A 25,944-nucleotide genomic window follows, 5' to 3' on the forward strand; every position below is an offset into this window, starting at 1 on the left:
CGTACCCGCGCCGGGGCGGCGGGACCGCGGAGGCGTTCCGTGCGCGGCTCTCAGCCCACCGCGGTGCCGAAGACCGCGCCCAGCCCGTAGGTGACGGCCGCGGCGGCCCCGCCCAGCGCCAGCTGCCGCAGCCCGCTGAACCACCAGGTCCGCGCGGTCACCCGGGCCACCAACGCACCGCACAGGAAGAGCCCCAGCAGCGCCGACAGCAGCGCGGGCCACAGCGCCGTCGCGCCGAGCAGGTACGGCGCCACGGGCAGGAGCGCGCCCAGCGAGAAGGACGCGAAGGAGGAGACGGCGGCGACCGTCGGGGAGGGCAGGTCGAACGGATCGACCCCCAGTTCCTCGCGCGCGTGGATCTCCAGCGCCTGCTCGGGCTCCCGGGTGAGCTGGCGGGCGACCTCCAGCGCGAGCGCGGGCTCCACACCGCGCGCGGTGTAGCGCCCCGCCAGCTCGGCCAGCTCCCCCCCGGGGTCGCGGCGCAGCTCGCGCCGCTCCACGTCCAGCTCCGCCTGTACCAGCTCGCGCTGGGAGGCCACGGAGGTGTACTCGCCGGCGGCCATGGAGAACGCTCCGGCCGCGAGCCCCGCCAGGCCCGCGACGGCGATCGTCTGCGAGGAGGCGGAGCTGCCCGCGACGCCGGCCATCAGTCCGAGGTTGGAGACGAGGCCGTCCATGGCGCCGAAGACGGCCGGCCGCAGCCAGCCGCCGTTGACGTCGCGGTGGTGGTCCTCGAGCCGTGCCGCGGCGGCGGTGCCGGCCCGTACGGCTGGCGTGGCCGCGGGCTGGGCCTCGGGCTTGGCGCCGGGCCTGGTCCCGGGCCTGGCGAGGGTCGTCATGCCGCTTCGCGCTCCCGTCCTCATCGCGTCTCGCTGCTTCCGCACGCACTCACCTCGTCGGCACGGGCCCTCGCCGGATCAACAGAGGCCGGTGGCGCTCGATGCCGGTCCGAAGCGGACAATTTCGATCGTCCTGCCGCCTCCGGCACCACCCGCCCTGCGGCCCTGACACCTCGACAGTACGCACGCTCCGCGGTCCCGCGCCAGCAAGGAAGGCCGTACTTACCCAGTCCCCCATCCGGCCTTCCACCTGCACGGACGCCCCCGGTGAGGGCTTGCCGACAGGTCGCGCGCAGCAGTCGGCGGGGACGAGGGAGAGGCTCCCTCCCGGCGGAACCGGCGGCGGACTCCGTGGATTTCGCCGATCACCGGCCATTGACGCCCGTGACGCATGCGCGCAACATTCTCTTCATCCCCACCGCATCCGGCCGGTGCGGGGACGAGTCGCGCTGTAAACGTTTCCAGCACACCGAGTCAGCGGAGGGGCAATTGTGGTGACGACAGACGGGCCTCCCACCGTCGAGACGATCGCCGAGCGCGCCGGAGTCTCGATCGCCTCGGTCTCCCGAGTGCTCAACGGCCACGGTGGCCGCCCCGACACCGTCACCCGGGTCGAGCGGGCGGCGGCCGAGCTGGGTTACGTGCCCAACGCCGTGGCCCGCTCCCTCAAGGGCGGCCGGTCCATGCAGCTGACCTTCGCCATGCAGGACATCGGCAACCCGGTCTACGTCTCGATGGTCCGGCAGATCCAGACCATCGCCAAGGCACACGGCTACCGCCTGCTGCTGCACTCCACGGACGCCGTGGTCGCGGACGAGCTGGCGGTGCTGCGCAGCCTCGCGGACCGTACGAGCGACGGGCTGGTCATCTGCCCGATCCGGATCACGCCGGAGCACCTCGACGCGCTGCGCACGGCGGCCCAGCCCGTCGTGGTCATCGGCTCGCTGCCGGCCGGCGCGCCGGTCGACAGCGTGCGGGCCGACTCCGTGACCGGCGCGGAGAAGGCGGTGCGCCACCTCGTGGAGACGGGGCGCCGCCGGATCGCCTTCGTCAACGGCCCGGCGGACACGGTGCCGGGGCGCAACCGCCTGCGCGGCTACCGCGCCGGGCTGGCCGCCTGCGGCCTCCAGCCCGATCCGCGGCTGGTGGCGACGACCGAGTTCACCATCGAGGCGGGGATGCGCGCCATGCACACACTGCTGGAGTCCGATCCGCGGGTGGACGCCGTCTTCTGCGCCAACGACCAGCTCGCGCTGGGCGCCGCGCAGGCCCTGCACACCCGGCAGGTGGGCATACCGGAGGACGTCGCGGTCGTCGGCATGGACGACACCTCGCTCGCCCGCGCCAGTTGGCCGCCGCTGACCAGCGTCGACCTCGGCTCCGCCGAGCGCGGCCGGATCGCCGCCGAGATGCTGCTGGCCCGCATCGCCGAGCGGGACGAGGCGGCGCGGGAGAGCGCGGGCCGGGACGGACCGGCGCGCGCCCCGGTCCGGTCCGAGACCGTCACGCCCGAGCTGGTCGTCCGCGCCTCGTCCGCCCCGGCGGGGCCCCGCGGCAAGCAGGTGGTCCGATGAGCGGGACGGCTCCCCGCGCCGGTGCCGACGCCGGTGCGGACTCCCCCGACGGCCCCCGTGCGCGCAAACCGTTCGGCCGGGGTTCGCCGCCGCCGCGCACCGCCAAGGCGCGCAAGGCCGCCCTCGGTCTGGACCGCGACGCCTGGTTCCTGCTGCTCCCCGCCCTGCTGCCGATCCTGGTCCTCAGCGTCGGCCCGCTGCTGTACGGGCTGTCGCTGGCCTTCACCGACTCGCAGGCGGGCCGCACCGACCCCACCCAGTGGATCGGCCTGCGGAACTTCGACGACCTGCGCTTCGACTCGCTCTTCTGGGACTCCTTCCGGATCGGCATCATCTGGGCGGTCAGCGTCACGGCCATCCAGTTCGTACTGGCGCTGGGCCTGGCCCTGCTGCTCAACCAGAACCTCCGCTTCCGCTGGCTGGCCCGCACGCTCGCGCTGGTGCCCTGGGCGATGCCCGAGGTCGTCATCGGCATCATGTGGCGGCTCGTCTACCACCAGGACGCGGGCATCCTCAACGCCACGCTCAGGGACCTGCACCTGATCTCGGAGAACGTCAACTGGCTCTCCAGCCTCTCCATGGCGCTGCCCGCCGTGATCGCGGTCGGCGTCTGGGCCGGCATGCCGCAGACGACGGTGGTGCTGCTGGCCGGCCTCCAGAACGTGCCGCACGAGCTGCACGAGGCCGCCGCGCTGGACGGCGCGGGCCTGTGGCGCCGCTTCCGCACGGTGACCTGGCCGGCGCTGAAACCGGTCGTCCTGGCCATCACCGCGCTCAACTTCATCTGGAACTTCAACTCCTTCGGCCTGGTCTACGTGCTGACCCAGGGCGGACCGGGCGGCGAGACCCGGCTGCCGTCCCTCTTCGCCTACGAAGAGGCGTTCCGCTACGGGCAGTTCGGCTACGCCGCCGCGATGGGCCTGGTGATGATCGCCGTCGTCGCCGTGCTGCTGACGATCTTCCTGCGCAACCGTCTGAAGGAGGACGACCAGTGACGTCCCACTCGCCACGGTACGGACGCCCGTCGCGGAAGCACCGGCTCGGCCGGGCCGGGCAGTACCTCGCGCTGTCCTGCTACCTGGTCTTCCTGGCCTTCCCGCTGTTCTGGCTGGTCTCCATCGCCTTCAAGGCACCGCAGGAGCTGGGCTCGGTGGACCCCGACTGGCTCCCCCGGCATCCGACCCTGGACAACTTCCGGGACGCCTTCGACCAGCAGCCGCTGGCCCGCTCGGCGCTCAACAGCCTCATCGTGGCGGTGTCCGCGGCCGGGATATCGGTGGTGATCGCGGTGCCCGCCGCGTACGCGATGGTGCGGTACCGCTCGGTGGTCAGCAAGGCGGCGACGGGCTGGATTCTGGTCAGCCAGATGTTCCCGTTCGTACTGGTGATCATCCCGCTCTTCCTGGTGCTGAAGAACCTCCAGCTGGTCAACTCGCTCTTCGGAGTCATCCTCGTCTACGTCGTGTGGAACCTCCCGTTCGCGCTGTGGATGCTCCGGAGCTACGTGAAGGCGGTGCCCGCCTCGCTGGAGGAGGCCGCCGCGATCGACGGGTGCAGCCGCTTCCGGACGCTGGTGAGCGTGGTCTTCCCGCTGCTCACTCCCGGGCTGGTGGCCACCGTGATGTTCTCCTTCGTCACCGCGTGGAACGAGTTCTTCTTCGCCCTGGTCCTGCTCAAGTCCCCGGAGAAGCAGACGATGTCCGTGATCCTGACCCACTTCCTCGGCGCCGAGGGCGCCGCCGACCTGGGGCCGCTCGCCGCGGCGGCCGTACTGGCGACGCTGCCCAGCCTGATCTTCTTCGCCCTGCTCCAGCGACGGCTGGTCAGCGGCATGATGAGCGGGGCGGTGAAGGGCTGATGCGCCGCCGGAGCCTGCTCGCCGCCGCGGTGGCCGCCGTGCCCGCCGCCACCGTGCTCAGCGGCTGCGCGGACGACTCGGACGACGGCACGCTCGACTTCCTGAGCCTGGCGTGGCAGGCGGAGTCCATCAAGGCGAACAAGGCGCTGGTGGCCGCGTGGAACGAGCGGCATCCGCGCTCCCGCGTGCGCTACGTACAGGGCAGCTGGGAGAGCGTCCACGACCAGCTGCTCACCTCCTTCGAGGGCGGCGAGGCCCCCGACATCATCCACGACGAGGCCAACGACCTCACCGACTTCGCGCACGGCGGCTACCTCGCCGATCTGACCGGGCTGCTGCCCGGGGGGCTCAAGCGGCAGATCCCCCGGAGCACCTGGGACATGGTCAGCCAGGCCGACGGCGTCTACGGCGTGCCCTTCCTCCAGGACCCGCGCGTACTGATCGCCAACCGCACGCTCCTGGAGCGGTCCCAGGTGCGCGTCCCGACCGCCGAGGACCCGTGGACCTGGGCGGAGTTCGAGGACGCCGCCAAGGAGCTGACCCGAGGCCGGGACTACGGTGTGGCGTGGTCGATGAAGGAGCCGGTCAACCAGTCGGTCAACCTCGCCATGAGCACCGGCGGTTCGGTCTTCCAGCGCGAGGGCGGCAAGAACGTCATCCGCTTCGGCGAGGCCGAGTCGCAGATCGCCCAGATCATCCACCGGCAGGTCAACGAGGACCGCACGGCGCCCTCGGGCAGCCTCGGCATGGCCGGCGGCGACACCCTGCCCGGGTTCTTCAGCGGCCGCTACGCCATGGTGCCGCTCAACTTCTCCTACCGGCAGCAGATCCAGCAGCAGGCGCCGAAGGGCTTCGACTGGGTGACGCTGCCGCTGCCCGTCGGAAGCGGACCCGACGGCGGCCGGGCCCAGGGAGTCAGCCCGCAGACCCTCTCCATCGCGCAGGACACCACCCGCAAGGAGACCGCCATGGCGTTCGTCGCCTTCCTCACCGCACCCGACCGGATGGCCCGGCTCGCACGGGCGGACTGGCTGGTGCCGACGGGCGAGGAGGCCCTGCGCGACCCGGCGCTGAACACCCCGAAGCTCGGCTGGCGCACGGGCGTGCAGGTCTCCGAGGGCCTGCGCGCCTCCCCGGTGCTGGGAGTGCGCGGCTACCCGGAGTGGAAGGACAAGATCGCCACCCCCGCCTTCCAGGAGTACTACAGCGGCGGCATCGGCCTGGGCGCCCTCCGCGACAAGCTCGTCGACGACGGCAACCGCATACTCGCGCGGTACCAGCGCTGACGGCCCTCTGCCGCCCCCACCCCCGCCCGCCGCACCGGCCGGCCCGTACCACGCACGCCGCCGCACGCCGCCCCACCAGCACAGAACGGCACGCACCTTGAGCGCAGCGCACGCATCCCCTTCCCCCCATCCACCGCCGGAGCCGCGCGCCCGGCTCCGTACCGTCCCGCCACCGGCCCAGGCGCCGTCGGCGAAGAGCACGAGCGCGTTGCGCGGCCGGGGCCGCGGCGGCATGCTCGGCCTGGCCGTCGGCGACGCGCTGGGCGCGCCCGCGGAGAACCTCAAGCCGTCGCAGATCCGCCAGCGCTGGGGCCGTATCGAGGGCTTCGTCGACGACGACCCGGCAGGCACGGACGACACCGAGTACGCCATCTTCTCCGGGCTGCTGCTGGCCGAGCACGGCTCCTCGCTCACCGTCGCACATGTCGAGTCCGCCTGGCACCAGTGGATCGCCAACCTCGACGAAGGCCCCTTCCGTGGTGCCGGGTTCAGTGAGCGCGGCACCCTGGAGAACCTGCGGCGCGGTCTGGCCGCACCCATCTCCGCCCAGCACCGGCACGCCTGGAGCGACGGACTGGCCATGCGGGCCGCCCCGTTCGGCGTCTACTGCGCGGGGCGTCCCGCCGAGGCGGCCCGGCTTGTCGCGGTGGACGGCACCGTCAGCCACGACGGCGAGGGCATCTACGGCGGCCAGGCCGTCGCGGCCGGGGTCGCCGCGGCCATGGTCGGCCGGGGCACCGACATGGTGATCGCCGCGGCGCTGTCCGTCGTGCCGGAGGACTCCTGGACGGCGCGCTCGCTGCGCCGGGCGGTCTCCGCCGCCCAGCGTTCCCTGCTGGACCCGGACGCGACCCGGCTCAGCACGGAGCGTACGGTCCGCTCGGCGGTGGTCATCGGCGGCTACCCCTGGACCGACCTGGCCCCGGAGGCCGTCGGCCTCGCCTTCGGCGCCTTCGCCGCGGCCCGGGGCGACTTCACCGCCTCCGTGCTGACAGCCGTCAACATGGGCCGCGACGCGGACACCACGGCGGCCGTCGCGGGCGCGCTGGCCGGTGCGCTCGGCGGCGCGGAGGCCGTGCCGGGCGAGTGGGCCGCGGCGATCGGCCCGGTGCGCGGCAGCTGCCTGCCCTCGATGGCGGGCTACCACGTGCTGGACATCGCCGACCTCCTCACCTCCTCCGCGCCCGCACCGGTGGAGTCGGCGCGCGGGCAGCAGCCGCCCGCGGCGGCCTGGGGCGGCGCCTCGCCGGGACCGGCGGCCTCATGACCCCCGCGCCGCGTCCTCCCGGGGCCACCGCCCGCACCGCGACCACTGCCACTGCTGCCACTGCCGCCGCCGATCCGCGCCGGATCGAGGGCCTGCTGCTCGGCCTCGCCGCCGGGGACGCCGCAGGCTGGCCCGCCGCACGGCACCGCGCCTCCCGCATGCCGGAGTGGACCCGGCGGCTGACCCGCGAGCTGGACACCTTCGCCGAGCAGAACGCCACGACCACGCTGCCCGTGCCCACCGCGCTGAACCAGGCGCCCGAGCCCCTGCGCCTGGGCCCCTCCGACGACGCCGAATGGGCGGCCTTCACCGCCGAGTCGGTGCTCACCGCCGCCGGCGCCCTGCTCAGCGACTTCGGCCGGGACCGGCGCATGCGCGCCGCGATCGACCTCGCCTGGAACACTCTGGCCAGCGAGGTCGCCGCCGCCGCCCAGCGGGCCCCCGAGGTCGAGTCGGCGGTGCTGCCGCTGCGCGCCCGTATCTCCGTACGGGCCGGGCTGGGCAATCTCGCCGCCGGTCTGCGCCCGCCCGCCACCGGCCACGACAACCCGCACTTCTTCGACGACGCGGCGTGCGTACGCGCGGTGGTGCTGGCCACCGCGTATCCGGGCGATCCGGCAGCCGCCGCCGAACTGGCGGAGTACGACGCGCACTACACACAGGACGGCGACGGCGTGCACGGCGCCCGTGCGATGGCCGCCGCCGTCTCCACCGCGCTCGGCGGGGCCCGGGTCGAGGAGTGTGTGGAGTCCGCCCTCGGCCAGCTCCCGGCGCACACCGAGATCCACCGCAACGCGCAGCAGGCCGTGCGGCTCGCCCGGGCCGCCGTCGACGGCCGTCCGGGCCAGCCCGGCAACGCCTTCGCCCTGGTGCCCGTGCTGGAGCACGAGATCGTCGACCACATCTACAGCTACGGCATCGCGGCTGCCGAGACCGTGCCCGTCGCGCTCGCCGTCGCCCTCGCGGGCGGCGGCCGGATCGCGGAGGCGGTGCCCTCGGCAGCCTGCCTCTCCCGGGTGGCCGACAGCGCGCCCGCCCTGGCCGGCGCGCTGACCGGCGCGATCGGCGGCGCCGCCGATCTCCCCGACAGCTGGCGGGACGCCTGCCGTTCCCTCTCCGGCTGCGCACTGCCCCGGCTGGCCGGCACCGACCTGGTCGAGCTGGCCGACAGGCTGATGCATGCCGAACTGACCACGCCCGAAGGCACGTTCGAACCACCCCTCACATCCGGGACCACCTCGGCGGAAGGACTGACCCGCACATGACGCTCACCCTGGAGGACCGTACGGCCGGATGCCTGATCGGCGCCGCCGTCGGCGACGCGCTCGGCGGGCCGGTCGAAGGCTGGACACCGGAGCGGATCGCCGAGCGGCACGGCGGCCGGGTGCGGGGCATCGTCGGCCCCTTCTACGAGGACTGGCGCACGGCGCGGCCCATCGCCCCGTACCACAAGGGCGACGGGCACGTCACCGACGACACCTTGATGACCCACGCCCTGATCCGCGTGTACGAGCGCGTGCGCGACCACCTCGACGCCTACTCCGTGGCCGACCACCTGGTCCCCGACCTGATGGGCAACCCGCGCTGGATTCCCGAGCTGGAGGCCGAGGCGCTGCCCTTGCAGCGGCTCTTCCTGGCGGAGAAGTGGATCGTGGCACGGCTGCACTACGGCCATGTCGACCCGCGCGAGGCGGGCGTGGGCAACATCGTCAACTGCGGTGCCGCGATGTACATGGCTCCGGTGGGCGCCGTCAACGCGGGCAACCCGGCCGCCGCGTACGCCGAGGCGCTGGACGTCGCCGGGGCCCACCAGTCCTCCTACGGGCGCGAGGCGGCCGGAGTCTTCGCGGCGGCCGTCGCGGCGGCCTGCCTGCCGGACGCGACCCCGCGCTCCGTGGTGGACACGGCGCTGTCGCTGGCCAAGGACGGCACGCGCGACGCCATCGAGGCGGTGTGCGAGACGGCGGCCGGGTTCTCGGACTTCGAGGCGGCACTCAAGCCGCTGCGTGCGGCGGTGGCGCCGTTCGACACCGTCGGCCCGGAGTACCGGCAGCCCTCGCTCGGTGCCCGTCGGCCGTCCCGGCTGCACGCCATCGAGGAACTGCCCATCGCCCTGGGCATGCTGCTCATCGGTGACGGCGACTACCGCCACACGGTGCTGGGTTCGGTCAACTACGGCCGCGACTGCGACTCGATCGCCACCATGAGCGGGGCCGTCGTGGGCGCGCTGCGCGGGGAGGACGCCGTCCCGGCGGAGTGGAGCGCGGAGGTGGCCCGCGCCAGCAGGCTCGACCTGCACGCTCCGGCGGCGGCCCTGGCCGCGGTCACCCGCGAGGTCTTCACCCTGGACGCGCAGCGCCGCCGGGCGCACGAGCACGCCTTCGACGCGATCGCGGGCGCGTGATGCGGGGCGGCCTCACCGGCGTAAGCACCGTGCGACGGTCCGTCCCGGATGAGCGGCCGGGGTGGGACGACCCCGCGTGCGCCGCCCCGGCCGCCGCGCGCGCGGACAGCCTGTGGGAGGCGCGATGACCGGCACCGGTACCGGCGCCCCGCCGCCCGGTGGTGCCCCGATGCCGAGCGGCGCGGCGGGAGTGCGGCTGACCTGGGTGCAGCCCGAGGACCTGGTCGGCCACGAGCTGCGGCAGGCAGCCGAGGACGGACGGGACGCCGAGGCCATCCAGCGGCGCTGGCTCGCCTCGGGCGGCGCCTTGGCCCCGGAGCGGGCCGGTGCCTCTCCGGGCCCGTGCGACCCGGAACTGCGCGCCCTGGCGGTGCGGTTGCTGGACGAGCTGGAGCTGCTTCGGTCGCCGCTGGCCGCCCGCGAGCCGACGGACCTCGCCTCCCTGCGCGCGGCCTGCCCGGCGTGGCCGGAGGGGCGGGCGACGGCGCCGACCGCCTCCGCTCGGCCGGTCGCCCCCTCCGGAGCGCCGGGTGCTCCGGGCTCGGAGCGACCCGGCCGCTCTCTCGCTCCCGCGCCTCCCGCGCACTCACCCGCCGAGTCGCCCGGACCGGCGGCCGACCCACGCGCAACGCCCGGCCCCCCACCGGCCGACGGGCTGGCCGCTTCCCCCGCCCACGCGCCACCGGGCACGGGCATGCCCGGCCACCGATCCCCTTCCCCGGCCGCTGACGCGACGACGGACACCCCCCATAGGCCGGACACGGCCATCGCCCCGGACACGGACGCGGGCACAAACCTGCCCACCCGCACCCCGAACAGCACCCCGGGCACAGCCACCGACGTCTCCCGCCGATCACCTGCCCCGACCCGCACTCCGCGAACAGACGCGGGCTCAAGCACAAGCGCGCCGACGGAACCCGGCGGCACCACAGCCGCCGCCGGGCGCGGTCCGGCCGCAGGCGCCGGATCGCCGGACCGGCCCGTCCCTGCCCGCAGCGCGGAACGCGCGGCCCTGCGGGCCCGGCTGGAGGCCGGGTGGCTCGGGCGGGCCGCCGGATGCGTGCTGGGGAAGCCGGTCGAGAAGCTGCCGCTGCCCGGCATCCGGGAGATCGCCCGCGCCACCGGCAACTGGCCGCTGGACACCTGGTTCACCGAGGCGGGCCTCCCCGCCGACGTCGCCCGCCGCTGGCCGTGGAACCGCCGCAGCCGCCCCACCTCGCTGGCCGAGAACATCGACGGCACCCCCGAGGACGACGACCTCAACTACCCCCTGCTCGCCCTGCTGCTGCTGGAGCGGCACGGCCACGGCTTCCGTACCGCCGACGTCGCCCGGCTGTGGCTGGACGAGCTGCCCGCGGGCCGTACGTTCACCGCCGAGCGCGTCGCTTACCGCAACCTGCTCGACGGGCTGGAGCCGCCGCTCACAGCCGTGCGCCACAACCCGTTCCGGGAGTGGATCGGTGCGCAGATCCGCGCCGACGTCTTCGGCTGGACGCACCCCGGTGACCCGGCGACCGCCGCCGCGCAAGCCTGGCGGGACGCCACCTTGAGCCACACGGGCAACGGCGTGTACGGCGCGATGTTCGTGGCGGCAGTCGTCGCCGAGGCCGCGCGCGGGGGCGCCGACGTGCACGCCTGTCTGCGGGCGGGCCTGGCCGTCGTGCCGGAGCACTCCCGCTACGCGCAGGCCGTGCGCTTCGGCAGAGCGGCGGCGCTCGCGGAACCCACCGGCAGCGCGGCGGGGTTCGCCGACGTCGTGGACGCCCTGCACGCGGCCTACGGGACGTACCACTGGGTGCACGTCCTGCCGAACGCCGCCCTGCTGGCCGCCGCGCTCACCCACGCGGACGGTGACTTCACCGGCTCCATCTGCCGCGCGGTCTCCGGCGGTTGGGACACCGACTCCAACGGCGCGACCGCCGGTTCGGTCGCGGGCCTGCTCGCGGGCTCGCCCGGCGCGCTCCCCGACCGCTGGACCGCTCCGCTGCGGAACCGGCTGGCCAGCGCCGTCGGCGGCTTCGACGGCGTCGGCTTCGACGCGCTCGCCGACCGCACCCTCGCGCTGGCGGTGCCCCCCGCCGCTGCCCCGCCCGAGACCCGTCCCCACCCCCCACACTCGCTCGCCCCTCAGCCGTATGCCGAAGGAAAGGAGAACCCCGCACCATGACCGCTCCCCCCGCCCTGGCCGTGCTGGGCAGCACCAACATGGACCTGGTCGCCTACGTGCCGAGGGCGCCGCGCCTCGGTGAGACCGTGACGGGCAGCGCGTTCCGTACGGTGCCCGGCGGCAAGGGCGCCAACCAGGCCGTCGCGGCGGCGCGGGCGGGCGGCGCCGTGTCGATGATCGGCGCCGTCGGCGAGGACGACTTCGGCGGGCGGCTGCGCGCCGCGCTGAGCGAGGCGGGCGTGCGGACGGACGGCCTGCGTTCGGTGCCCGGCGCCAGCGGCATCGCGCACATCGTGGTGGACGACGAGGGAGGCAACTCGATCATCGTCGTCCCCGGCGCGAACGGCGCGGTGAGCGGCCTCGCCGAGGGCGACGAGGAGCGGATCGCAGCGGCCTCCGCGCTGCTCCTCCAGCTGGAGATCCCCCTGTCCGGCGTGCTGGCAGGAGCGCGCGCGGCCCGTGCGCACGGGGTGCGGGTCGTCCTGACCCCGGCCCCCGCGCAGCCCCTGCCGACCGAGCTCCTCACCGTCACCGACCTGCTGGTCCCCAACGAACACGAGGCCGCCGCCCTGACCGGCCGCGCCGATCCGTACGAGGCGGCGGCCGCGCTGCTCGGCCTCGTCCCCGAAGTGGTGGTCACGCTGGGCGCGTCGGGCAGCCTGTACGCCGCGCGCGGCGCGCAGCCCGTCACCGTGCCCGCCTGCCCGGTGCGCGCCCAGGACACCACGGCCGCGGGCGACACCTTCGTCGGCGCCCTGGCGGTGGCCTCCGTTGAGGGGCGCGCCATGCCCGAGGCGATGGCCTGGGCCTCGGCGGCGTCCGCACTCTCCGTCCAGCGCGCGGGAGCCTCCGCGTCGATGCCGTACCGCGCCGAGATCGACGCCATGGCGCGGTCCGGCCAGGAAGACTGACAAGGGAAGTTGAACCAGGAAAGCCCGGTGCTCCGATGCCTGACCCGCACAGCCCCACACCCGCCACACCCGTTTCCTCCACGCCTGCCTCGCCCGCGCCGGTCCCCGGCTCCCTCGAAGGGCTGCGCGTGCTCGACCTCGCCACGCTCTTCGCCGGACCTCTGGCCGCCACCATGCTCGGCGACTTCGGCGCCGAGGTGATCAAGGTCGAGCATCCCCACAAGCCCGACCCCTCCCGCGGCCACGGCCCGGCGAAGGACGGCGTCGGCCTGTGGTGGAAGCTGCTGGGGCGGAACAAGCGCACGATGACCCTGGACCTGTCCACCCCCGGCGGCCGGGAGGTGCTCCTGCGGCTGGCCGCCGAGTCCGACGTCGTCATCGAGAACTTCCGCCCGGGCACCCTGGAGAAGTGGGATCTGGGCTGGGACCGCCTCTCCGCCGCCAACCCCCGCCTCGTGCTGGCCCGGGTCACCGGCTTCGGGCAGTTCGGCCCGTACGCGCGCCGCCCCGGCTTCGGCACCCTGGCCGAGGCGATGAGCGGCTTCGCCGCGGTCACCGGCGAGCCGGACGGGCCGCCGACGCTGCCGCCCTTCGGGCTGGCCGACTCGATCGCGGCGCTGTCCACGGCCTTCGCCGTACTGACCGCGCTGCGCGGCCGGGAGGCGACGGGCCGGGGCCAGGTCGTCGACATGGCGATCATCGAGCCCATGCTGGCGGTGCTGGGGCCGCAGTCCCTCTGGTACGACCAGCTCGGCTACGTACAGCCCCGCACGGGGAACCGCTCCACCAACAACGCGCCGCGCAACACCTACCGCGCAGCCGACGGCAGGTGGCTGGCCGTCTCCACCTCCGCGCAGTCCATAGCGGAGCGGGTGCTGCGGCTGGTGGGGCGGCCCGAGTTCATCGACGAGCCGTGGTTCGCGACGGGCGCCGGGCGCGCCCGGCACGCCGACGAGCTGGACGAGGCGGTGGGCGGCTGGATCGCGGCACACGGCAGTGCCGAGGTGATCGCCGCCTTCGAACGGGCGGAGGCGGCGGTCGCCCCCGTGCAGGACATCCGGGACGTCATGGCCGACGAGCAGTACGCGGCGCTGGGCACGATCACCGAGGTCGAGGACGAGGAGCTGGGCACCCTGCGGATGCAGAACGTCCTCTTCCGCCTTTCCGAGACTCCCGGTGCCATCAGGTGGGCGGGGCGGCGGCACGGGGCGGACACGGAGGCGGTCCTTACCGAACTCGGCCTCACCCGCGCGCAGATCGACGCCCTGCGGGAACGAGGCGCGCTGTGAGCGGCGCCGGGGCAGCCGCCACCCCGCACGACCACGCCCCCGGCCGCACCGGCACCGCGGCAGGGGCGGCAGCCCCGCGGGCCGCGCCCGAGGCGCTCCCGCTGACCTGGCTTTACGTCCCCGGGGACCGGCCGGAGAGGGTCGCCAAGGCGCTCGGCTCGGGCGCGGACATCGTCGTCGTCGACCTGGAGGACGGCGTCGCGCCCGGCCGCAAGGCGTACGCCCGTGCCGCGACGGCGGAGCTGCTCACCGAGCGCGCGCCGGGGCCCGTCCCCGTGCACGTGCGGATCAACGCGCTGGACACCCCGCTCGCGGCGGCCGACACCCGGGCGCTCGCGGCACTGCCGGGTCTGGCCGGGCTGCGGCTGCCGAAGGTCGACGCGGCGGAGGGGGTGCTGCGGAGTACCGAGTGGGCCGCCGACGCCTCCAGCTCCGCCGGGGCCATCGGCGGGGTCCCGCCGCTCTACGCGCTGCTGGAGTCCGCCCTCGGTATCGAGAACGCCTTCTCGATCGCCACCGCCCACCCCGCCGTGCGCGGCCTCGCCCTGGGCGAGGCCGATCTGCGGGCCGTCCTGGGAGTGTCCGGCGAGGCCGGGCTGGCGTGGCCGCGCAGCCGTGCCGTCGTCGCGGCCCGCGCGGCGGGCCTGGCGCCGCCCGCGCAGTCCGTCTACCCGGATGTGCGCGACGCCGAAGGGCTGGCCCGCTCCTGTGCCCGGGGCCGGGCGCTGGGCTTCCTCGGCCGGACGGCGATCCACCCGCGTCAACTGCCCGTCATCGAGCGGGCCTATCTGCCCACCGCCGCGGAGATCGAGGCGGCGGAGGAGGTCGTACGGGCGGGGGCCGCCGACGCGGGAGCCTCAGCACTGCCTGACGGGCGGTTCGTGGACGCGGCGGTGGTCGCCGGCGCGCGGCGCACACTGGCGCTCGCCCACCGGGCGCCGCGTGCCTGAGCCACCCGGGCACACGCTGACGCCCACCCGCGCGGCGGGTGGGCGTCAGCGGGACGCAGGCGCGGCTGGTGCTGTGGCCGAGGCCTCGCGGGTGCGGGTCAGGTCTTCTTCCCGGAGTCCTGCCGGGCACCGCCGGAGGCCGCGGGGGCCTCCGCCTCGTCCGTGGCACCGGAGCCTTCGGCTCCGTCGTTCTTCTCCTCGTCGGGAGAGTCCTTCTTCTTGGTGAAGAAGGGGGAGGTGCCCGGCGAGGCGGCGAGCCCGGAGCCCTTGGCCTCGTCCGCCGCCTCGCCGCCGTCCTTCGGCTCGGCCGCGTCACCATCGGCCGCGCTCCGGCCCTTCGCGGCGCCCTTGCCCGACGCCGCATCCTTGCCCGAAGCCGCGTCCTCGCCCTCGTCCGGGTCCTCCGCCGTTGCCGAATCCTTGGCCTTGGCCGAGTCCCCGCCCGCGGCGAGCCCCTTCACCGTGCCCGCGCCCTTGGCCGGCACGGCCGCGCCCGCGGGCCCGTCGTCCTCCGCCCGGGGCTCGACGACCTCCTCGCGTCCCGGCCGCTTCTTCCGGGAGATCACGATGTAGGCGACCGCCGCGACGAAGACCACGATCGACGTCCAGTTGTTGAGCCGCAGGCCCCACATCTCGTGCGCGTCGTCGACCCGCATGTATTCGATCCAGAACCGGCCCGCCGTGTAGATCGCCACGTACAGCGCGAACACCCGGCCGTGGCCCATCCGGAACCGGCGGTCCGCCCAGATGATCAGCAGGGCGGCACCGATGCACCACAGGGACTCGTACAGGAAGGTCGGGTGGTAGGTGGCCAGGTCGGGCGTGTCGACGGGGCGGTTCTCCGGGTCGATCTTCACGGCCCACGGCAGGTCGGTCGCCCGGCCGTACAGCTCCTGGTTGAACCAGTTGCCCCAGCGGCCGATCGCCTGCGCGGCGGCCAGGCCCGGTGCCAGGGCGTCCGCCCAGGCCGGGAGCGGGATGCCCCGGCGGCGGCAGCCGATCCAGGCGCCGACGGCGCCGAGGGCGACGGCGCCCCAGATGCCGAGGCCGCCGTCCCACACGCGGAACGCGTCGACCCAGTTCCGCCCGTCACCGAAGTACAGCTGGTAGTCGGTGATGACGTGGTAGAGGCGACCGCCGATCAGCCCGAAGGGCACCGCCCACACGGCGATGTCGGCGACCGTGCCGGCCCGGCCGCCGCGGGCGACCCACCGTCTGCCGCCGAGCCAGACGGCGAAGAAGACGCCGATGATGATGCAGAGCGCGTAGCCACGCAGCGGCACCGGTCCGAGATCGATCTCGCCGGCCGAGGGGCTGGGAATGAAGGCAAGGGTGTTCATAGCCCAGCCGACGCTACCGTGCCCGGCGCACGCTGCGGCACTCAGCACGGCACAACGCCTCCAAAACGAGACCGCGCGCCGCGATCCGGCCGGTGCGTCAGGCCCGCTTCTCGACCATCTCCCGCAGCTTCTCCGGTGTCAGCGGATTCGTCGCATCGGCGTAGATGTTCTTCCCGTCGAGGAGGACGGTGGGTGTCGAGTCGTGCCCGGACTCCAGGAACCCCTTGTTGGACCGCTCCACCCAGCCGGTGTGCTCGCCGTCCTCGACGCACTTGCGGAACGTGGCGTTGTCCAGGCCCTTGACCTTCCCGGCCAGCTCCACCAGCCGCTTCGGGTCACCGAAGGCGTCGTCCTGCTCCGGGGGCTGGTTGCTGAAGAGCACGTCGTGGTACGGCCCGAACTCGCCCTGGTCGCGGGCGCACGCGGAGGCGTTCGCCGCCTGGGTGGAGCCCTCGCCGCCCATGTTGCCGTCGATGATCGTGACGATGTGGTACTCGGTCTTGAGCTTTCCGGCCTTCTGGAGGTCGTGGATCGTGCTCCGGAAGGACTTCTCGAACTGCGCGCACGCCGGGCAGCGGAAGTCCTCGTAGACGGTCAGGGTCGCGGGCGCCTTGCCCTTGCCCTGGGTGATCGGCGCGGCGGCGGGCGCGTCGCCGCCTCCCCCGCCCCCGCCGCTCTGGTTGGCGACGACCGCCCCCACCCCGCCCGCGACCGCCAGTACGGCGACCATCACTCCCGTCACCTTCAGCGCCCTGATGCGCTTGTCCGCGGTCTTGTCCCGCTCCCGCTGCTCCCGCAGCCGCTCACGGGCGGTGCGCCTTGCGTCATGGTTCGTCTGGTTCATCACATCCTGCGCAAACGAACCGGGGACGCACCTGCGTGCGCCCCCGGCCGTGCTTTCCCCCGAAAGGAGGACTCCGGCGCCCCCTCAGGGGACGGCGGGGCCCCCTCAGGGGACGGCGGGGCCCCGGATCAGCCGGAGCGCCGTACGCCGCGCGCCAGCCGGCCCGCGAGCGCCCGCACCTCGGCGAGACCCGCGTCCGGATCGTCCGGCGTGGCCAGCAGGTGCTTGACGAAGGCCGAGCCGACGATCACCCCGTCCGCGAACGCGGCCACCTCCGCGGCCTGCTCCGGCGTGGAGACGCCCAGGCCGACGCAGACGGGCAGCTCGGTGGTCCGACGGGTGCGCTCCACCAGGTCGCGCGCCTCCCGGCCCACGGACTCGCGGGTGCCGGTGACGCCCATCAGCGACGCCGCGTAGACGAACCCCCTGCCCGCCTCGGTGATCTTCGCCAGCCGCTCGTCGCGGCTGGAGGGGGCGACCACGAAGACGGTGCCGAGCCCGTGCTGCTCGGCCGCCTTGCGCCAGCCCTCGGACTCCTCGACCGGCAGGTCCGGCAGGATGCAGCCCGCCCCGCCCGCCTCGGCGAGTTCGGCGGCGAAGCGCTCGGCGCCGTAGCGGTCGACCGGGTTCCAGTACGTCATGCACAGCACCGGCGCGCCGGTCGCCGCGTACACCTCGCGCACCGTGCGGAGGACGTCGGCGATCCGGAGGCCGCCGCGCAGCGCGATGTCGTCGGCGGTCTGGATGACCGGCCCGTCCAGCACGGGATCGCTGTGCGGAAGGCCGACCTCGACGATGTCGCAGCCGCCCTCCAGCAGCGCGGTGCAGGCCAGGATGCCGCCCTCGACGGTGGGGAACCCCGCCGGGAGGTAGCCGATCAGCGCGGCCCGGTCCTCGCCCTTGGCCCTGGCCAGTGTGGAGTTCAGCAGCTCGACGTTCCCGCTCACGTGTCCGCCCCCTCGTCGTAGAGCCCGAAGTAGCGGGCCGCCGTGTCCATGTCCTTGTCGCCGCGGCCGGAGAGATTGACCAGAATCAGACCCTCGCCGCCCAGCTCCCGGCCGATCTCCAGCGCGCCCGCCAGCGCGTGGGCGCTCTCGATGGCCGGGATGATGCCCTCCGTACGGGAGAGCAGGCGCAGTGCGCGCATGGCCTCGTCGTCGGTGACCGGCCGGTACTCGCCCCGGCCGGAGTCCTTGAGGTAGGAGTGCTCGGGCCCGATGCCGGGATAGTCCAGCCCGGCCGAGATCGAGTACGGCTCGGTGATCTGCCCCTCGTCGTCCTGGAGCACGTAGCTGCGGGAGCCGTGCAGGATGCCGGGCTCGCCGGCCGTCAGCGTCGCGGCGTGCTCGCCGGACTCCACGCCGTGGCCCGCGGCCTCGAAGCCGATCAGGCGCACGTCCGCGTCCGGGATGAAGGCGTGGAAGAGGCCGATGGCGTTGGACCCGCCGCCCACGCACGCGGCGACCGCGTCCGGCAGGCGTCCGGCCCGCTCCAGCACCTGGCGGCGCGCCTCCACGCCGATGACCCGGTGGAAGTCGCGGACCATGGCGGGGAAGGGGTGCGGGCCGGCGACCGTACCGAAGAGGTAGTGCGTACGGTCGACGTTGGCGACCCAGTCGCGGAACGCCTCGTTGATGGCGTCCTTGAGGGTGCGGCTGCCGGAGGCCACCGGGATCACCTCGGCGCCCAGCATGCGCATCCGGGCGACGTTCAGGGCCTGCCGCTCCGTGTCGATCTCGCCCATGTAGATCGTGCAGTCGAGGCCGAAGAGCGCGCAGGCGGTGGCCGTGGCGACACCGTGCTGCCCCGCACCGGTCTCGGCGATGACCCGGCTCTTGCCCATCCGCTTGGTGAGCAGCGCCTGGCCCAGCACGTTGTTGATCTTGTGTGAGCCGGTGTGGTTGAGGTCCTCCCGCTTGAGGAAGATCCGCGCGCCGCCCGCGTGTCCGGCGAAGCGCGGCACCTCGGTGAGGGCGCTGGGGCGGCCGGTGTAGTGGACGAGCAGGTCTTCCAGCTCGGCGGCGAACGCGGGGTCCGCCTTCGCCTTGGCGTACTCGACCGCGACCTCGTCCACGGCGGCGACGAGCGCCTCCGGGATGAACTTGCCGCCGAAGATCCCGAAGTAGCCCTCGGCCGTGGGAACCCGGCCTTCGGGGTCGGGGATGAAGAAGTCGGACATCCGACGTACTCCTCGAAAGAAAAGGGGTGTGGTGAGTGAAGGGGGTGGACGCGCCTGCCGCGCGCGGGGCTCCGCCGCGCTGCGGCCCGCGGCCGTGCCGCGCCGACCGCCGGAGCACGGCACGGCCGAACGGCGCACCGCGTAACGGCGCACGACTGAACGGCGCACGGCGTGCGGAGGTGGCCAGACGGAACGGGCCGGGTACGGGCGGCGCCCGCGGGCCGGTCAGGCCGCGGCGGCCTCCGGCCATCGGCACCCGTTGATCTGCCCCGGCTCACAGCCGATGTGGTAGCGCACCCTCCGCCCCCGCACCCGCCGCGCGGGTGCCCGGCACCCGCGCGGCCGGCAGCCGCGCCGCAGCGCCGCGCACGGACCGGGGTCCGGCACGGCCGCGCGGGGCGCGCGCGTCACGGGGCAGGCATGGTGGCCGTCTCGTGTCACCGGGGTGTCAGCCCCTCCCGTGGCGGAGCGCCGGGTGCGCCCCCGCCGCGACCAGGTCGGCGACGGCCGCCCGCGGGTCCTTGCCGGTGACCAGGGACTCGCCGACCAGGACGGCGTCCGCGCCGTCGTTCGCGTAGGCGATGAGGTCGTGCGGGCCGCGCACACCCGATTCGGCGATCTTGACGATGTGGTCCGGGATCTCCGGCGCGATGCGCTCGAAGTTGCCCCGGTCGACCTCCAGGGTCTTGAGGTTGCGCGCGTTCACCCCGATGATCTTCGCCCCGGCGTCCACCGCGCGCTGCGCCTCGTCCTCGTCGTGCGCCTCGACCAGCGGCGTCAGGCCGATCGATTCAGCACGCTCGATGAGCGAGACGAGCGCCTCCTGCTCGAGCGCGGCGACGATCAGCAGGGCGAGGTCGGCACCGTACGCCCGCGCCTCCCAGAGCTGGTAGGCGGTGACGATGAAGTCCTTGCGCAGCACCGGGATGTCGACCTTGGCGCGCACCGCCTCCAGGTCCGCGAGGGAGCCGCCGAAGCGGCGCTGCTCGGTGAGCACGGAGATGACGGCGGCGCCGCCCGCCTCGTAGTCGGCGGCGAGCCCGGCCGGGTCGGCGATGGCGGCGAGGGCGCCCTTGGAGGGGCTGGAGCGCTTCACCTCGCAGATGACCTTGACGCTGTCGCCCTTCAGGGCCGCGACACCGTCCTTCGCCTGCGGAGCGGCCCCGGCGCGCTGCTTGAGCTCGTCGAGGCTGACGCGCGCCTGCCGCTCGGCGAGGTCTTCGCGGACGCCTTCGATGATCTCGTCGAGCACACTCACGCGAGCGGCCCCCTTCTTGGCAGGGAATGGTGTGGTCAAGCACTTCGATGGTATCCGGACGGGGGCGGAGCGCCCGCATCCGGATACCTGAATGCCCACAATACGGACAGTCCGCCAGATGTGATCAGGGTGCGAGCGCCGCTCCGAAAGGCAGGTTCCGGACAACCGTGAAGATGGCGACGAGCGGGCCGATCACCCACCACTGCGGCGCCCGCAGCACCAGGGAGGGGGCCGGACGGTGCCGCAGGGCCCGCACGGCCCACACCGCCCACCAGACGGCGAAGACCGCGAACGCCGCGACGGCCAGGACGTTCGCGCCCAGCGCGGTGGCCAGATCACCGTGCGCGACGGCGTGCGCGGCGCGCAGCCCGCCGCAACCCGGGCAGTCGATTCCGGTCAGATAGAGCAGCGGGCACGTCGGGTAGTGGCCCGGCTCGTTCGGGTCCAGGGTGCCCACGACGGCGAAGGCCGCGCCGACCCCCGCCAGCGCACCCGCCGGAGCGGCCAGCCGGACGAACAGCCCGGGGCCGGCGGGGCCGGCGGGGCGGGGCCGGGCGCCGCGGGGCGGGATGTCGTCCGCGTCCGTCACGCTCTCAGCCTCCCCGCTCTGCGGCCCGGCCGCCAACCGGTGGCGCGGCGAGCCGTCCATCCGTTCAGGACTGGCTCTGCGCCGCCTGCGTCTGGGCCTGGGAGCCCTGGAGCTGGTGCGCCTGGCGGCCCTGGTTGTGCCCCTTCGGCTGCCCCATGCCCGCCGCGCGCATGGCGAGCCCGACCAGCCCGCCGATCACGACGACGGCTCCGCCCGCCGCGACGCCGAGCGGCTCCGCCATCACCGTGAACATCCCGGCGACGGTGAAGCCGATGAAGGCGATGATGACACCGGTCCACGCTGCCAGCGTGTGTCCGTGACTGTTGCCCGCCATTGACTGCTCCTCGTTGATCAACTTCGTGGGCGTACGGCGCCCGCCCCGCTATTCTCCACCGGGCCCGATCGCCCCCGGACCCAGGGGGTGCTGAGGGTCTGCCGGGTGGACCGGGGTCGGCGCCGGGGCGCCTCGCCGGACGGCTCAGGCCGTGCCCCGCGTCGGGTCCTCGCCCCGGTCGAGCGCCTTCCACAGGTCCTCCGGGCGGTCCGGGTCGACCGCGGCAACGGCCGCCTTCCGCGCCGAGCGGGAGCCCCGCTCGTACCGGCCGCTGCCCGCCATCGACGGCCAGGCACGCCCGTACCGCAGCGCCAGCACCCCGGCGAGCAGCAGCAGCGCGCCGCCGAGCGCGGAGAGGTAGGGCCAGACGGTGACGTCGACGGAGCCGATGTCGCTGCCCGCGAGCGCGCTCGCCTGCGCCGCCTTCTCCTCCAGCGCGGCCGTGTCGCCCGCGCCGAGCAGCGCGGCCGTCAGCGTCCCGGCGCCGCTGAGGACGAGCAGCCCGGCGACGGCCAGTCGAGCCGCTCGGCGCACCGCGAAGACGGCGACCAGCGTGGCCAGTCCGACCAGCGCGAGTGCGCTGGGCAGGCCGCCGATGTCGCCGCCCTCGGCCTCCACCGGCAGCGTGCCCTGGGCGAAGGAGGCGGTGCTCTCGCCCCACACTTGTCCTGCGGCCACAAGAACGACGGCCGCGCCCAGCGCACCGGACAGGAGCGCGAGCGCGAGCGCCCGCCGGGGGGCCCGTGAAGTACGGGCGGGTGAGGGGGAAGTCACCCCTCCACGCTACCGCCGAGCCCTTCGGCGGTACGGACCGCCCTCAGTACGGCCGCCGCCTTGTTCCGGCACTCGGCGTCCTCGGCCGCGGGATCGGAGTCGGCGACGATCCCGGCCCCGGCCTGGACGTAGGCCGTGCCGTCGCGGAGCAGCGCCGTCCGGATGGCGATGGCGGTGTCGGAGTCGCCCGCGAAATCGAGGTAGCCCACGCAGCCGCCGTAGATGCCGCGCCGGGTGGGCTCCAGCTCCTCGATGATCTGGAGGGCGCGGGGCTTGGGCGCACCGGAGAGGGTGCCCGCGGGGAAGCAGGCGGTGAGCGCGTCGAACGCCGTACGACCGGCCGCGAGCCGCCCGGTGACCGTCGAGACGATGTGCATGACGTGGCTGTAGCGCTCCACGGACATGAAGTCGACGACCTCCACGCTGCCCGGCTCGCACACCCGCCCCAGGTCGTTGCGGCCCAGGTCGACGAGCATCAGGTGCTCGGCGCGCTCCTTCGCGTCGGCGAGCAGTTCCTCGGCCAGCGCGGTGTCCTCCTGCGGGGTGGCGCCGCGCGGCCGGGTGCCCGCGATGGGGTGGAGCAGGGCGCGCCCGTCCTCGACCTTGGTCAGGGCCTCGGGGCTGGAGCCGACGACGTCGAAGCCGCCGTCCTCGTCCTCGAAGCGGAAGAGGTACATGTACGGGCTGGGGTTGGTGGCCCGCAGCGCCCGGTAGACGTCCAGGGCGCTCGCGGCGCACGGGGTCTCGAACCGTTGCGAGGGCACCACCTGGAACGCCTCGCCCGCGCGGATGCGCTCCTTGATGTCCTCCACGACGGCCCGGAAGGTCTCGCCGCCCGAGCGGGCGGTGTGCTCGGGCAGCTCGGAGGCCGGGAGCGCGACGGCGCTGGCGGGCGCGGGCCGGTCCAGGTCGGCGGTCATGGCGTCGAGACGGGCGACCGCGTCGCGGTAGGCGTCCTCGACGCCGGTCTCCAGGTCGTTGTGGTTGATGGCGTTGGCGATCAGCAGCACGGTGCCGTCGCGGTGGTCGAGCACGGCCAGGTCGGAGGCGAGCAGCATGGTCAGCTCGGGGACCCGCAGGTCGTCCGTGGTGCTGTCGCCGATCCGCTCCAGCCGGCGTACGACGTCGTAGCCGAGGTAGCCGACCATGCCCCCGGTGAACGGGGGCAGCTCGCCGCTCTCGTGCAGGTCGCGCGGGGTGTGCAGGGCCTCTACGGTCTCCCGCAGCGCGCGCAGCGGGTCGCCGTCGAGCGGGACGCCGACCGGCGGCGTGCCCAGCCAGTGCGCCTGCCCGTCGCGGACGGTGAGGGCGGCGGAGCTGCGGACGCCGACGAAGGAGTAGCGCGACCAGGTGCGCCCGTTCTCGGCGGACTCCAGCAGGAAGGTGCCGGGGCGCTCGGCGGCCAGCCGGCGGTAGAGCGCGATCGGGGTGTCGCCGTCGGCCAGCAGCCGACGGGTGACCGGGATGACCCGGCGGTCCTTCGCCAGCGCACGGAAGGTGTCGAGGTCCGGTGTCGTCATGATCGGAGACCCTAGTACCGCGCCGGGCAAGGTTCACCCGGCGAAGAGTCCGGGCAGCCCGCCGCGAGCGGCTTCCGGGGCCGCCGGAAAAGTGGGGTGCCCGGCACGGCGCGGGCGCCGGTTTCGCCGTTCCGCGGGACGGTTCCTACCGGCCGCCGGAGAGCGGCAGCTCGCCGGAGTCGAAGCAGGTGCGGTCGCCGGTGTGGCAGGCGGCGCCGACCTGGTCGACCCGTACGAGCACGGTGTCGCCGTCGCAGTCGAGCGCGACCGACTTCACGTGCTGGACGTGGCCGGAGGTGTCGCCCTTGGCCCAGTACTCCCGGCGGCTGCGGGACCAGTAGGTGGCCCGGCCGGTGGTGAGGGTGCGGTGCAGTGCCTCGTCGTCCATCCACCCGAGCATCAGCACCTCCCCCGTGTCGTGCTGCTGGGCGATGGCGGTGAACAGGCCGTCGGCGTTGCGCTTGAGGCGGGCGGCCAGTTCGGGCGCGAGCGGGGAGGAGGCGCTGGGCATGGTGACATTCTGCCGCCGCGGGGGCGTCGGGGCGAAATCCGGCTTCCCGGCCCCGAGGGGACGCCTGCCAGGTGCCCCTGCAAGCCGGCCGCCCAGCCCGTCAGGCGTCTGAGGGGAACGTGACGGGTCCAAGCGGAACGTGTCACCGCGAGTTCGGGAAGGGACCGGAGGAGGGAGGCCACCACCAGGGAAGCAGCCTGGACAGGCGCATGAACCGGACACTTGGTACGTCGTGGGTAACAGGCTCGTCGCACAAGCGGATTTCACGACCCCGCGCTCCCCGTAAGTCAGTGCGATGGTGCATTCTTTCGCTCATGAGCTTTCCTCCGCCGCCGCAAGACCCGCACGGCTCCGGCGCTGCCGGCTCAGGCGGCGGCTTCGGTCCGCCGCAGGGATACGGCCCGCCCGAGCAGCCGGGACCGTCGCAGGGATACGGATATCCGGGCGGAGGCCAGGGCCAGCCCGGCGGCTTCGGTCAGCCCCCCGGCCCCGGAGGTCCGGGCCAGCCGCCCTACGGCGGTCCCGGCCAGCCTCCCGGCGGCGGGAACAACGGCGGCAAGGTGGCGGCGATCGTCGTCGGCGTGGTGCTGGTGCTGGGCCTGATCGTCGGCGGCGTCGTCCTCATGGGCAACGACGACGGTGACGACAGCGCGTCGGACTCGAAGTCGAAGAGCACCCCGAGCGCCTCGGCGAAGCCGAGCGACGACGCGGACGGCGAAAGCGAGACACCGGACCCGGACGAGAGCACCGGCCGTGACACCGAGCTGGAGACCGAGGCACCGGACGACGAGCCGACGCCGGACGCCAGCGCCAGCGACCTGGTCCCCTTCGTCGTGCTCGACCCGGGCGAGTGCTTCGACCACCCCGCCCTCGACAGCGGCGTCAGCGTCGTCACCAAGCGCTCCTGCGACGGTCCGCACAACGGCGAGGTCATCGCGAACGACAAGCTGACCGGCTCCTTCTCCACCGACCAGCAGCTCCAGGCCAAGGTGCTGGAGCTGTGCAAAGCGGACGCCACGGAGCGGCTGAAGACCATCCCGCAGGACGGCAAGAACTACTACTTCTACGCGATCTACCCCTCGCTGGACACCTACCGCATCCGGGGCAAGGACACCATCTCCTGCTCCCTCACCCTCAGCAACTCGCTCGACGGCACCAAGCTGGACAAGCCGCTCCCGGGCTGAGTTCCGCTGCGAGCGCGGGCGGCCGACGTAGGCTGGCGGTATGTCGACCCATGCCAAGCGCGAACGCCTGCTCCTCGCGGATCTGCTGGAGGCGGCGGGCCCGGAAGCTCCGACCCTGTGCGAGGGCTGGCGGGCCCGGGATCTCGCCGCCCACGTCGTGGTGCGGGAGCGACGCGGTGACGCGGCGGCGGGCACTCTGGTCAAGCCGCTCGCCGCGCGGCTGGAGCGGGTGCGCGGCGAGTTCACCGCGAAGCCGTACGACGAGCTGATCCAGCTCATCCGCACCGGCCCGCCCCGGCTCTCCCCGTTCGCCCTCAAGCAGGTGGACGAGGCGGCGAACACCGTCGAGTTCTTCGTGCACGCGGAGGACGTCCGCCGAGCCCAGCCCGACTGGACACCGCGTGAGCTGGACCCGGTCTTCTCCGACGTCCTCTGGCAGCGGCTGGAGACCACCGCGCGCCTCTTCGGCCGCAAGTCCCCGGTGGGCCTGGTGCTGCGCCGCCCCAACGGCCAGACGGTCGTCGCCCGCAAGGGCACCCCGGTCGTGACGGCCACCGGCGAGCCCGCCGAGCTGCTCCTGTTCGTCTCCGGCCGCCAAGACGCGGCGCGGCTGGAACTGGAGGGCGAGAAGGAGGCCGTGACCCGGGTGAGCGAGGCGGCTCTGGGCCTGTAGCCGCCCGCTCCGCACGCGGCGGCCGTATCACCCGCAGGGCGGACGCGTCAGGCGGCACGGCCTTGACGCGGAGGCACCTGACGGCCATCCCCGAGACCAGTCTCAGCGCGCCGCAGGCGGCGAAGTCCCGCTCGACACCCCGGACGGCCGAGGCCGCGCCGACCCGGACCTCTTCCCGTACGGACGCGGGGCA

General features: G+C 74.2%; 25 protein-coding genes and 1 pseudogene. 14 read left to right on the top strand and 12 right to left on the bottom strand.

The features are described 5' to 3' along the window. Positions 1 to 50: 50 nt before the first annotated feature. On the bottom strand, positions 51 to 839 hold the full coding sequence (locus H299_RS35965; protein ID WP_078513001.1) for a VIT1/CCC1 transporter family protein: 789 nt from the start codon (positions 837 to 839) through the stop codon (positions 51 to 53). Positions 840 to 1,333: 494 nt separating this feature from the next. Here H299_RS35965 and H299_RS35970 point away from each other — a divergent pair, with 494 nt between their 5' ends. From H299_RS35970 to H299_RS0124005, 12 genes and pseudogenes are all read left to right on the top strand, one after another. Then, positions 1,334 to 2,413, top strand: coding sequence for a LacI family DNA-binding transcriptional regulator (locus tag H299_RS35970; RefSeq protein ID WP_037760459.1), 1,080 nt, complete (start codon positions 1,334 to 1,336; stop codon positions 2,411 to 2,413). Continuing rightward, positions 2,410 to 3,408: a carbohydrate ABC transporter permease gene (locus tag H299_RS0123960; protein WP_027750470.1), complete on the top strand. Its 999-nt coding sequence runs from the start codon at positions 2,410 to 2,412 to the stop codon at positions 3,406 to 3,408. Before H299_RS35970 ends, H299_RS0123960 begins: the two co-directional genes overlap by 4 nt. Then, a complete protein-coding gene (locus tag H299_RS35975) occupies positions 3,405 to 4,271 on the top strand; it encodes a carbohydrate ABC transporter permease (protein ID WP_051262793.1) in 867 nt (288 codons plus the stop codon). Before H299_RS0123960 ends, H299_RS35975 begins: the two co-directional genes overlap by 4 nt. After that, complete coding sequence (locus tag H299_RS0123970) at positions 4,271 to 5,557, top strand: extracellular solute-binding protein (protein ID WP_027750471.1); 1,287 nt, start codon at positions 4,271 to 4,273, stop codon at positions 5,555 to 5,557. Before H299_RS35975 ends, H299_RS0123970 begins: the two co-directional genes overlap by 1 nt. 232 nt (positions 5,558 to 5,789) lie before the next feature. After that, positions 5,790 to 6,824, top strand: coding sequence for an ADP-ribosylglycohydrolase family protein (locus H299_RS35980; protein ID WP_051262794.1), 1,035 nt, complete (start codon positions 5,790 to 5,792; stop codon positions 6,822 to 6,824). Next, on the top strand, positions 6,821 to 8,089 hold the full coding sequence (locus H299_RS35985) for an ADP-ribosylglycohydrolase family protein (RefSeq protein WP_078513002.1): 1,269 nt from the start codon (positions 6,821 to 6,823) through the stop codon (positions 8,087 to 8,089). The genes H299_RS35980 and H299_RS35985 overlap by 4 nt, the downstream gene beginning before the upstream one ends. Beyond that, the gene (locus H299_RS0123985; RefSeq protein WP_051262795.1) at positions 8,086 to 9,228 is read left to right on the top strand and encodes an ADP-ribosylglycohydrolase family protein; all 1,143 of its coding nucleotides are present in this window, start codon (positions 8,086 to 8,088) and stop codon (positions 9,226 to 9,228) included. The genes H299_RS35985 and H299_RS0123985 overlap by 4 nt, the downstream gene beginning before the upstream one ends. Before the next feature lie 169 nt (positions 9,229 to 9,397). Then, a pseudogene (locus H299_RS40625) lies at positions 9,398 to 9,724 on the top strand (ADP-ribosylglycohydrolase family protein); the annotation flags it as partial. Between the two features lie 198 nt (positions 9,725 to 9,922). Further along, complete coding sequence (locus H299_RS35990; protein ID WP_486587444.1) at positions 9,923 to 11,395, top strand: ADP-ribosylglycohydrolase family protein; 1,473 nt, start codon at positions 9,923 to 9,925, stop codon at positions 11,393 to 11,395. Continuing rightward, entirely contained in the window at positions 11,392 to 12,306 is a 915-nt protein-coding gene (rbsK, locus tag H299_RS0123995) for a ribokinase (RefSeq protein ID WP_027750472.1), read from the top strand. Before H299_RS35990 ends, rbsK begins: the two co-directional genes overlap by 4 nt. Before the next feature lie 35 nt (positions 12,307 to 12,341). Continuing rightward, a complete protein-coding gene (locus H299_RS0124000; protein WP_027750473.1) occupies positions 12,342 to 13,595 on the top strand; it encodes a CoA transferase in 1,254 nt (417 codons plus the stop codon). Positions 13,596 to 13,696: 101 nt separating this feature from the next. Next, complete coding sequence (locus H299_RS0124005) at positions 13,697 to 14,545, top strand: HpcH/HpaI aldolase/citrate lyase family protein (protein WP_027750474.1); 849 nt, start codon at positions 13,697 to 13,699, stop codon at positions 14,543 to 14,545. A gap of 98 nt (positions 14,546 to 14,643) precedes the next feature. Here the strand turns inward: H299_RS0124005 and lgt are convergent, their stop codons facing one another. The 11 genes from lgt to hisI form a co-directional block, all read right to left on the bottom strand. Beyond that, positions 14,644 to 15,885, bottom strand: coding sequence for a prolipoprotein diacylglyceryl transferase (lgt, locus tag H299_RS35995; RefSeq protein WP_078513004.1), 1,242 nt, complete (start codon positions 15,883 to 15,885; stop codon positions 14,644 to 14,646). Between the two features lie 97 nt (positions 15,886 to 15,982). Continuing rightward, complete coding sequence (locus H299_RS0124015) at positions 15,983 to 16,729, bottom strand: thioredoxin domain-containing protein (protein ID WP_027750475.1); 747 nt, start codon at positions 16,727 to 16,729, stop codon at positions 15,983 to 15,985. A 128-nt stretch (positions 16,730 to 16,857) separates the two neighbouring features. Beyond that, positions 16,858 to 17,676: a tryptophan synthase subunit alpha gene (trpA, locus tag H299_RS0124020; RefSeq protein ID WP_027750476.1), complete on the bottom strand. Its 819-nt coding sequence runs from the start codon at positions 17,674 to 17,676 to the stop codon at positions 16,858 to 16,860. After that, positions 17,673 to 18,908, bottom strand: coding sequence for a tryptophan synthase subunit beta (gene trpB, locus H299_RS36000; RefSeq protein ID WP_037760463.1), 1,236 nt, complete (start codon positions 18,906 to 18,908; stop codon positions 17,673 to 17,675). Before trpB ends, trpA begins: the two co-directional genes overlap by 4 nt. A 225-nt stretch (positions 18,909 to 19,133) precedes the next feature. Then, a complete protein-coding gene (trpM, locus tag H299_RS40630; protein WP_078513005.1) occupies positions 19,134 to 19,319 on the bottom strand; it encodes a tryptophan biosynthesis modulator TrpM in 186 nt (61 codons plus the stop codon). Between the two features lie 37 nt (positions 19,320 to 19,356). Further along, on the bottom strand, positions 19,357 to 20,166 hold the full coding sequence (gene trpC, locus H299_RS0124030) for an indole-3-glycerol phosphate synthase TrpC (protein ID WP_027750477.1): 810 nt from the start codon (positions 20,164 to 20,166) through the stop codon (positions 19,357 to 19,359). 124 nt (positions 20,167 to 20,290) lie between these two features. Then, the gene (locus tag H299_RS0124035; RefSeq protein WP_486587404.1) at positions 20,291 to 20,755 is read right to left on the bottom strand and encodes a DUF2752 domain-containing protein; all 465 of its coding nucleotides are present in this window, start codon (positions 20,753 to 20,755) and stop codon (positions 20,291 to 20,293) included. Between the two features lie 64 nt (positions 20,756 to 20,819). Beyond that, positions 20,820 to 21,089: an HGxxPAAW family protein gene (locus H299_RS0124040; protein ID WP_027750479.1), complete on the bottom strand. Its 270-nt coding sequence runs from the start codon at positions 21,087 to 21,089 to the stop codon at positions 20,820 to 20,822. A 144-nt stretch (positions 21,090 to 21,233) separates the two neighbouring features. After that, the gene (locus tag H299_RS0124045) at positions 21,234 to 21,863 is read right to left on the bottom strand and encodes a TIGR02234 family membrane protein (protein WP_027750480.1); all 630 of its coding nucleotides are present in this window, start codon (positions 21,861 to 21,863) and stop codon (positions 21,234 to 21,236) included. Next, on the bottom strand, positions 21,860 to 23,383 hold the full coding sequence (locus H299_RS0124050; RefSeq protein ID WP_027750481.1) for an anthranilate synthase component I: 1,524 nt from the start codon (positions 23,381 to 23,383) through the stop codon (positions 21,860 to 21,862). Before H299_RS0124050 ends, H299_RS0124045 begins: the two co-directional genes overlap by 4 nt. Before the next feature lie 145 nt (positions 23,384 to 23,528). Continuing rightward, on the bottom strand, positions 23,529 to 23,894 hold the full coding sequence (gene hisI, locus H299_RS0124055) for a phosphoribosyl-AMP cyclohydrolase (protein ID WP_027750482.1): 366 nt from the start codon (positions 23,892 to 23,894) through the stop codon (positions 23,529 to 23,531). Positions 23,895 to 24,208: 314 nt separating this feature from the next. Between hisI and H299_RS36005 the strand changes: the two genes are divergently transcribed. Together H299_RS36005 and H299_RS0124065 are read left to right on the top strand one after the other, a co-directional pair. After that, complete coding sequence (locus H299_RS36005) at positions 24,209 to 25,078, top strand: hypothetical protein (RefSeq protein ID WP_158692382.1); 870 nt, start codon at positions 24,209 to 24,211, stop codon at positions 25,076 to 25,078. A gap of 40 nt (positions 25,079 to 25,118) precedes the next feature. Further along, the gene (locus tag H299_RS0124065) at positions 25,119 to 25,751 is read left to right on the top strand and encodes a TIGR03085 family metal-binding protein (protein ID WP_027750483.1); all 633 of its coding nucleotides are present in this window, start codon (positions 25,119 to 25,121) and stop codon (positions 25,749 to 25,751) included. Positions 25,752 to 25,944: the final 193 nt, after the last annotated feature.

The sequence above is a fragment of the Streptomyces sp. CNH287 genome, assembly GCF_000424825.1.

What these genes read in the sequence shown, in the direction of transcription:
- H299_RS35965 (WP_078513001.1), bottom strand. Translation starts at nt 839, where the DNA reads ATGACGACCCTCGCCAGGCCCGGGACCAGGCCCGGCGCCAAGCCCGAG.
- H299_RS0123960 (WP_027750470.1), top strand. Translation starts at nt 2,410, where the DNA reads ATGAGCGGGACGGCTCCCCGCGCCGGTGCCGACGCCGGTGCGGACTCC.
- H299_RS0123970 (WP_027750471.1), top strand. Translation starts at nt 4,271, where the DNA reads ATGCGCCGCCGGAGCCTGCTCGCCGCCGCGGTGGCCGCCGTGCCCGCC.
- H299_RS35980 (WP_051262794.1), top strand. Translation starts at nt 5,790, where the DNA reads ATGCTCGGCCTGGCCGTCGGCGACGCGCTGGGCGCGCCCGCGGAGAAC.
- H299_RS35985 (WP_078513002.1), top strand. Translation starts at nt 6,821, where the DNA reads ATGACCCCCGCGCCGCGTCCTCCCGGGGCCACCGCCCGCACCGCGACC.
- H299_RS0123985 (WP_051262795.1), top strand. Translation starts at nt 8,086, where the DNA reads ATGACGCTCACCCTGGAGGACCGTACGGCCGGATGCCTGATCGGCGCC.
- H299_RS35990 (WP_486587444.1), top strand. Translation starts at nt 9,923, where the DNA reads ATGCCCGGCCACCGATCCCCTTCCCCGGCCGCTGACGCGACGACGGAC.
- rbsK (WP_027750472.1), top strand. Translation starts at nt 11,392, where the DNA reads ATGACCGCTCCCCCCGCCCTGGCCGTGCTGGGCAGCACCAACATGGAC.
- H299_RS0124000 (WP_027750473.1), top strand. Translation starts at nt 12,342, where the DNA reads ATGCCTGACCCGCACAGCCCCACACCCGCCACACCCGTTTCCTCCACG.
- lgt (WP_078513004.1), bottom strand. Translation starts at nt 15,885, where the DNA reads ATGAACACCCTTGCCTTCATTCCCAGCCCCTCGGCCGGCGAGATCGAT.
- H299_RS0124015 (WP_027750475.1), bottom strand. Translation starts at nt 16,729, where the DNA reads ATGAACCAGACGAACCATGACGCAAGGCGCACCGCCCGTGAGCGGCTG.
- trpB (WP_037760463.1), bottom strand. Translation starts at nt 18,908, where the DNA reads ATGTCCGACTTCTTCATCCCCGACCCCGAAGGCCGGGTTCCCACGGCC.
- H299_RS0124040 (WP_027750479.1), bottom strand. Translation starts at nt 21,089, where the DNA reads ATGGCGGGCAACAGTCACGGACACACGCTGGCAGCGTGGACCGGTGTC.
- H299_RS0124050 (WP_027750481.1), bottom strand. Translation starts at nt 23,383, where the DNA reads ATGACGACACCGGACCTCGACACCTTCCGTGCGCTGGCGAAGGACCGC.
- hisI (WP_027750482.1), bottom strand. Translation starts at nt 23,894, where the DNA reads ATGCCCAGCGCCTCCTCCCCGCTCGCGCCCGAACTGGCCGCCCGCCTC.
- H299_RS36005 (WP_158692382.1), top strand. Translation starts at nt 24,209, where the DNA reads ATGAGCTTTCCTCCGCCGCCGCAAGACCCGCACGGCTCCGGCGCTGCC.
- H299_RS0124065 (WP_027750483.1), top strand. Translation starts at nt 25,119, where the DNA reads ATGTCGACCCATGCCAAGCGCGAACGCCTGCTCCTCGCGGATCTGCTG.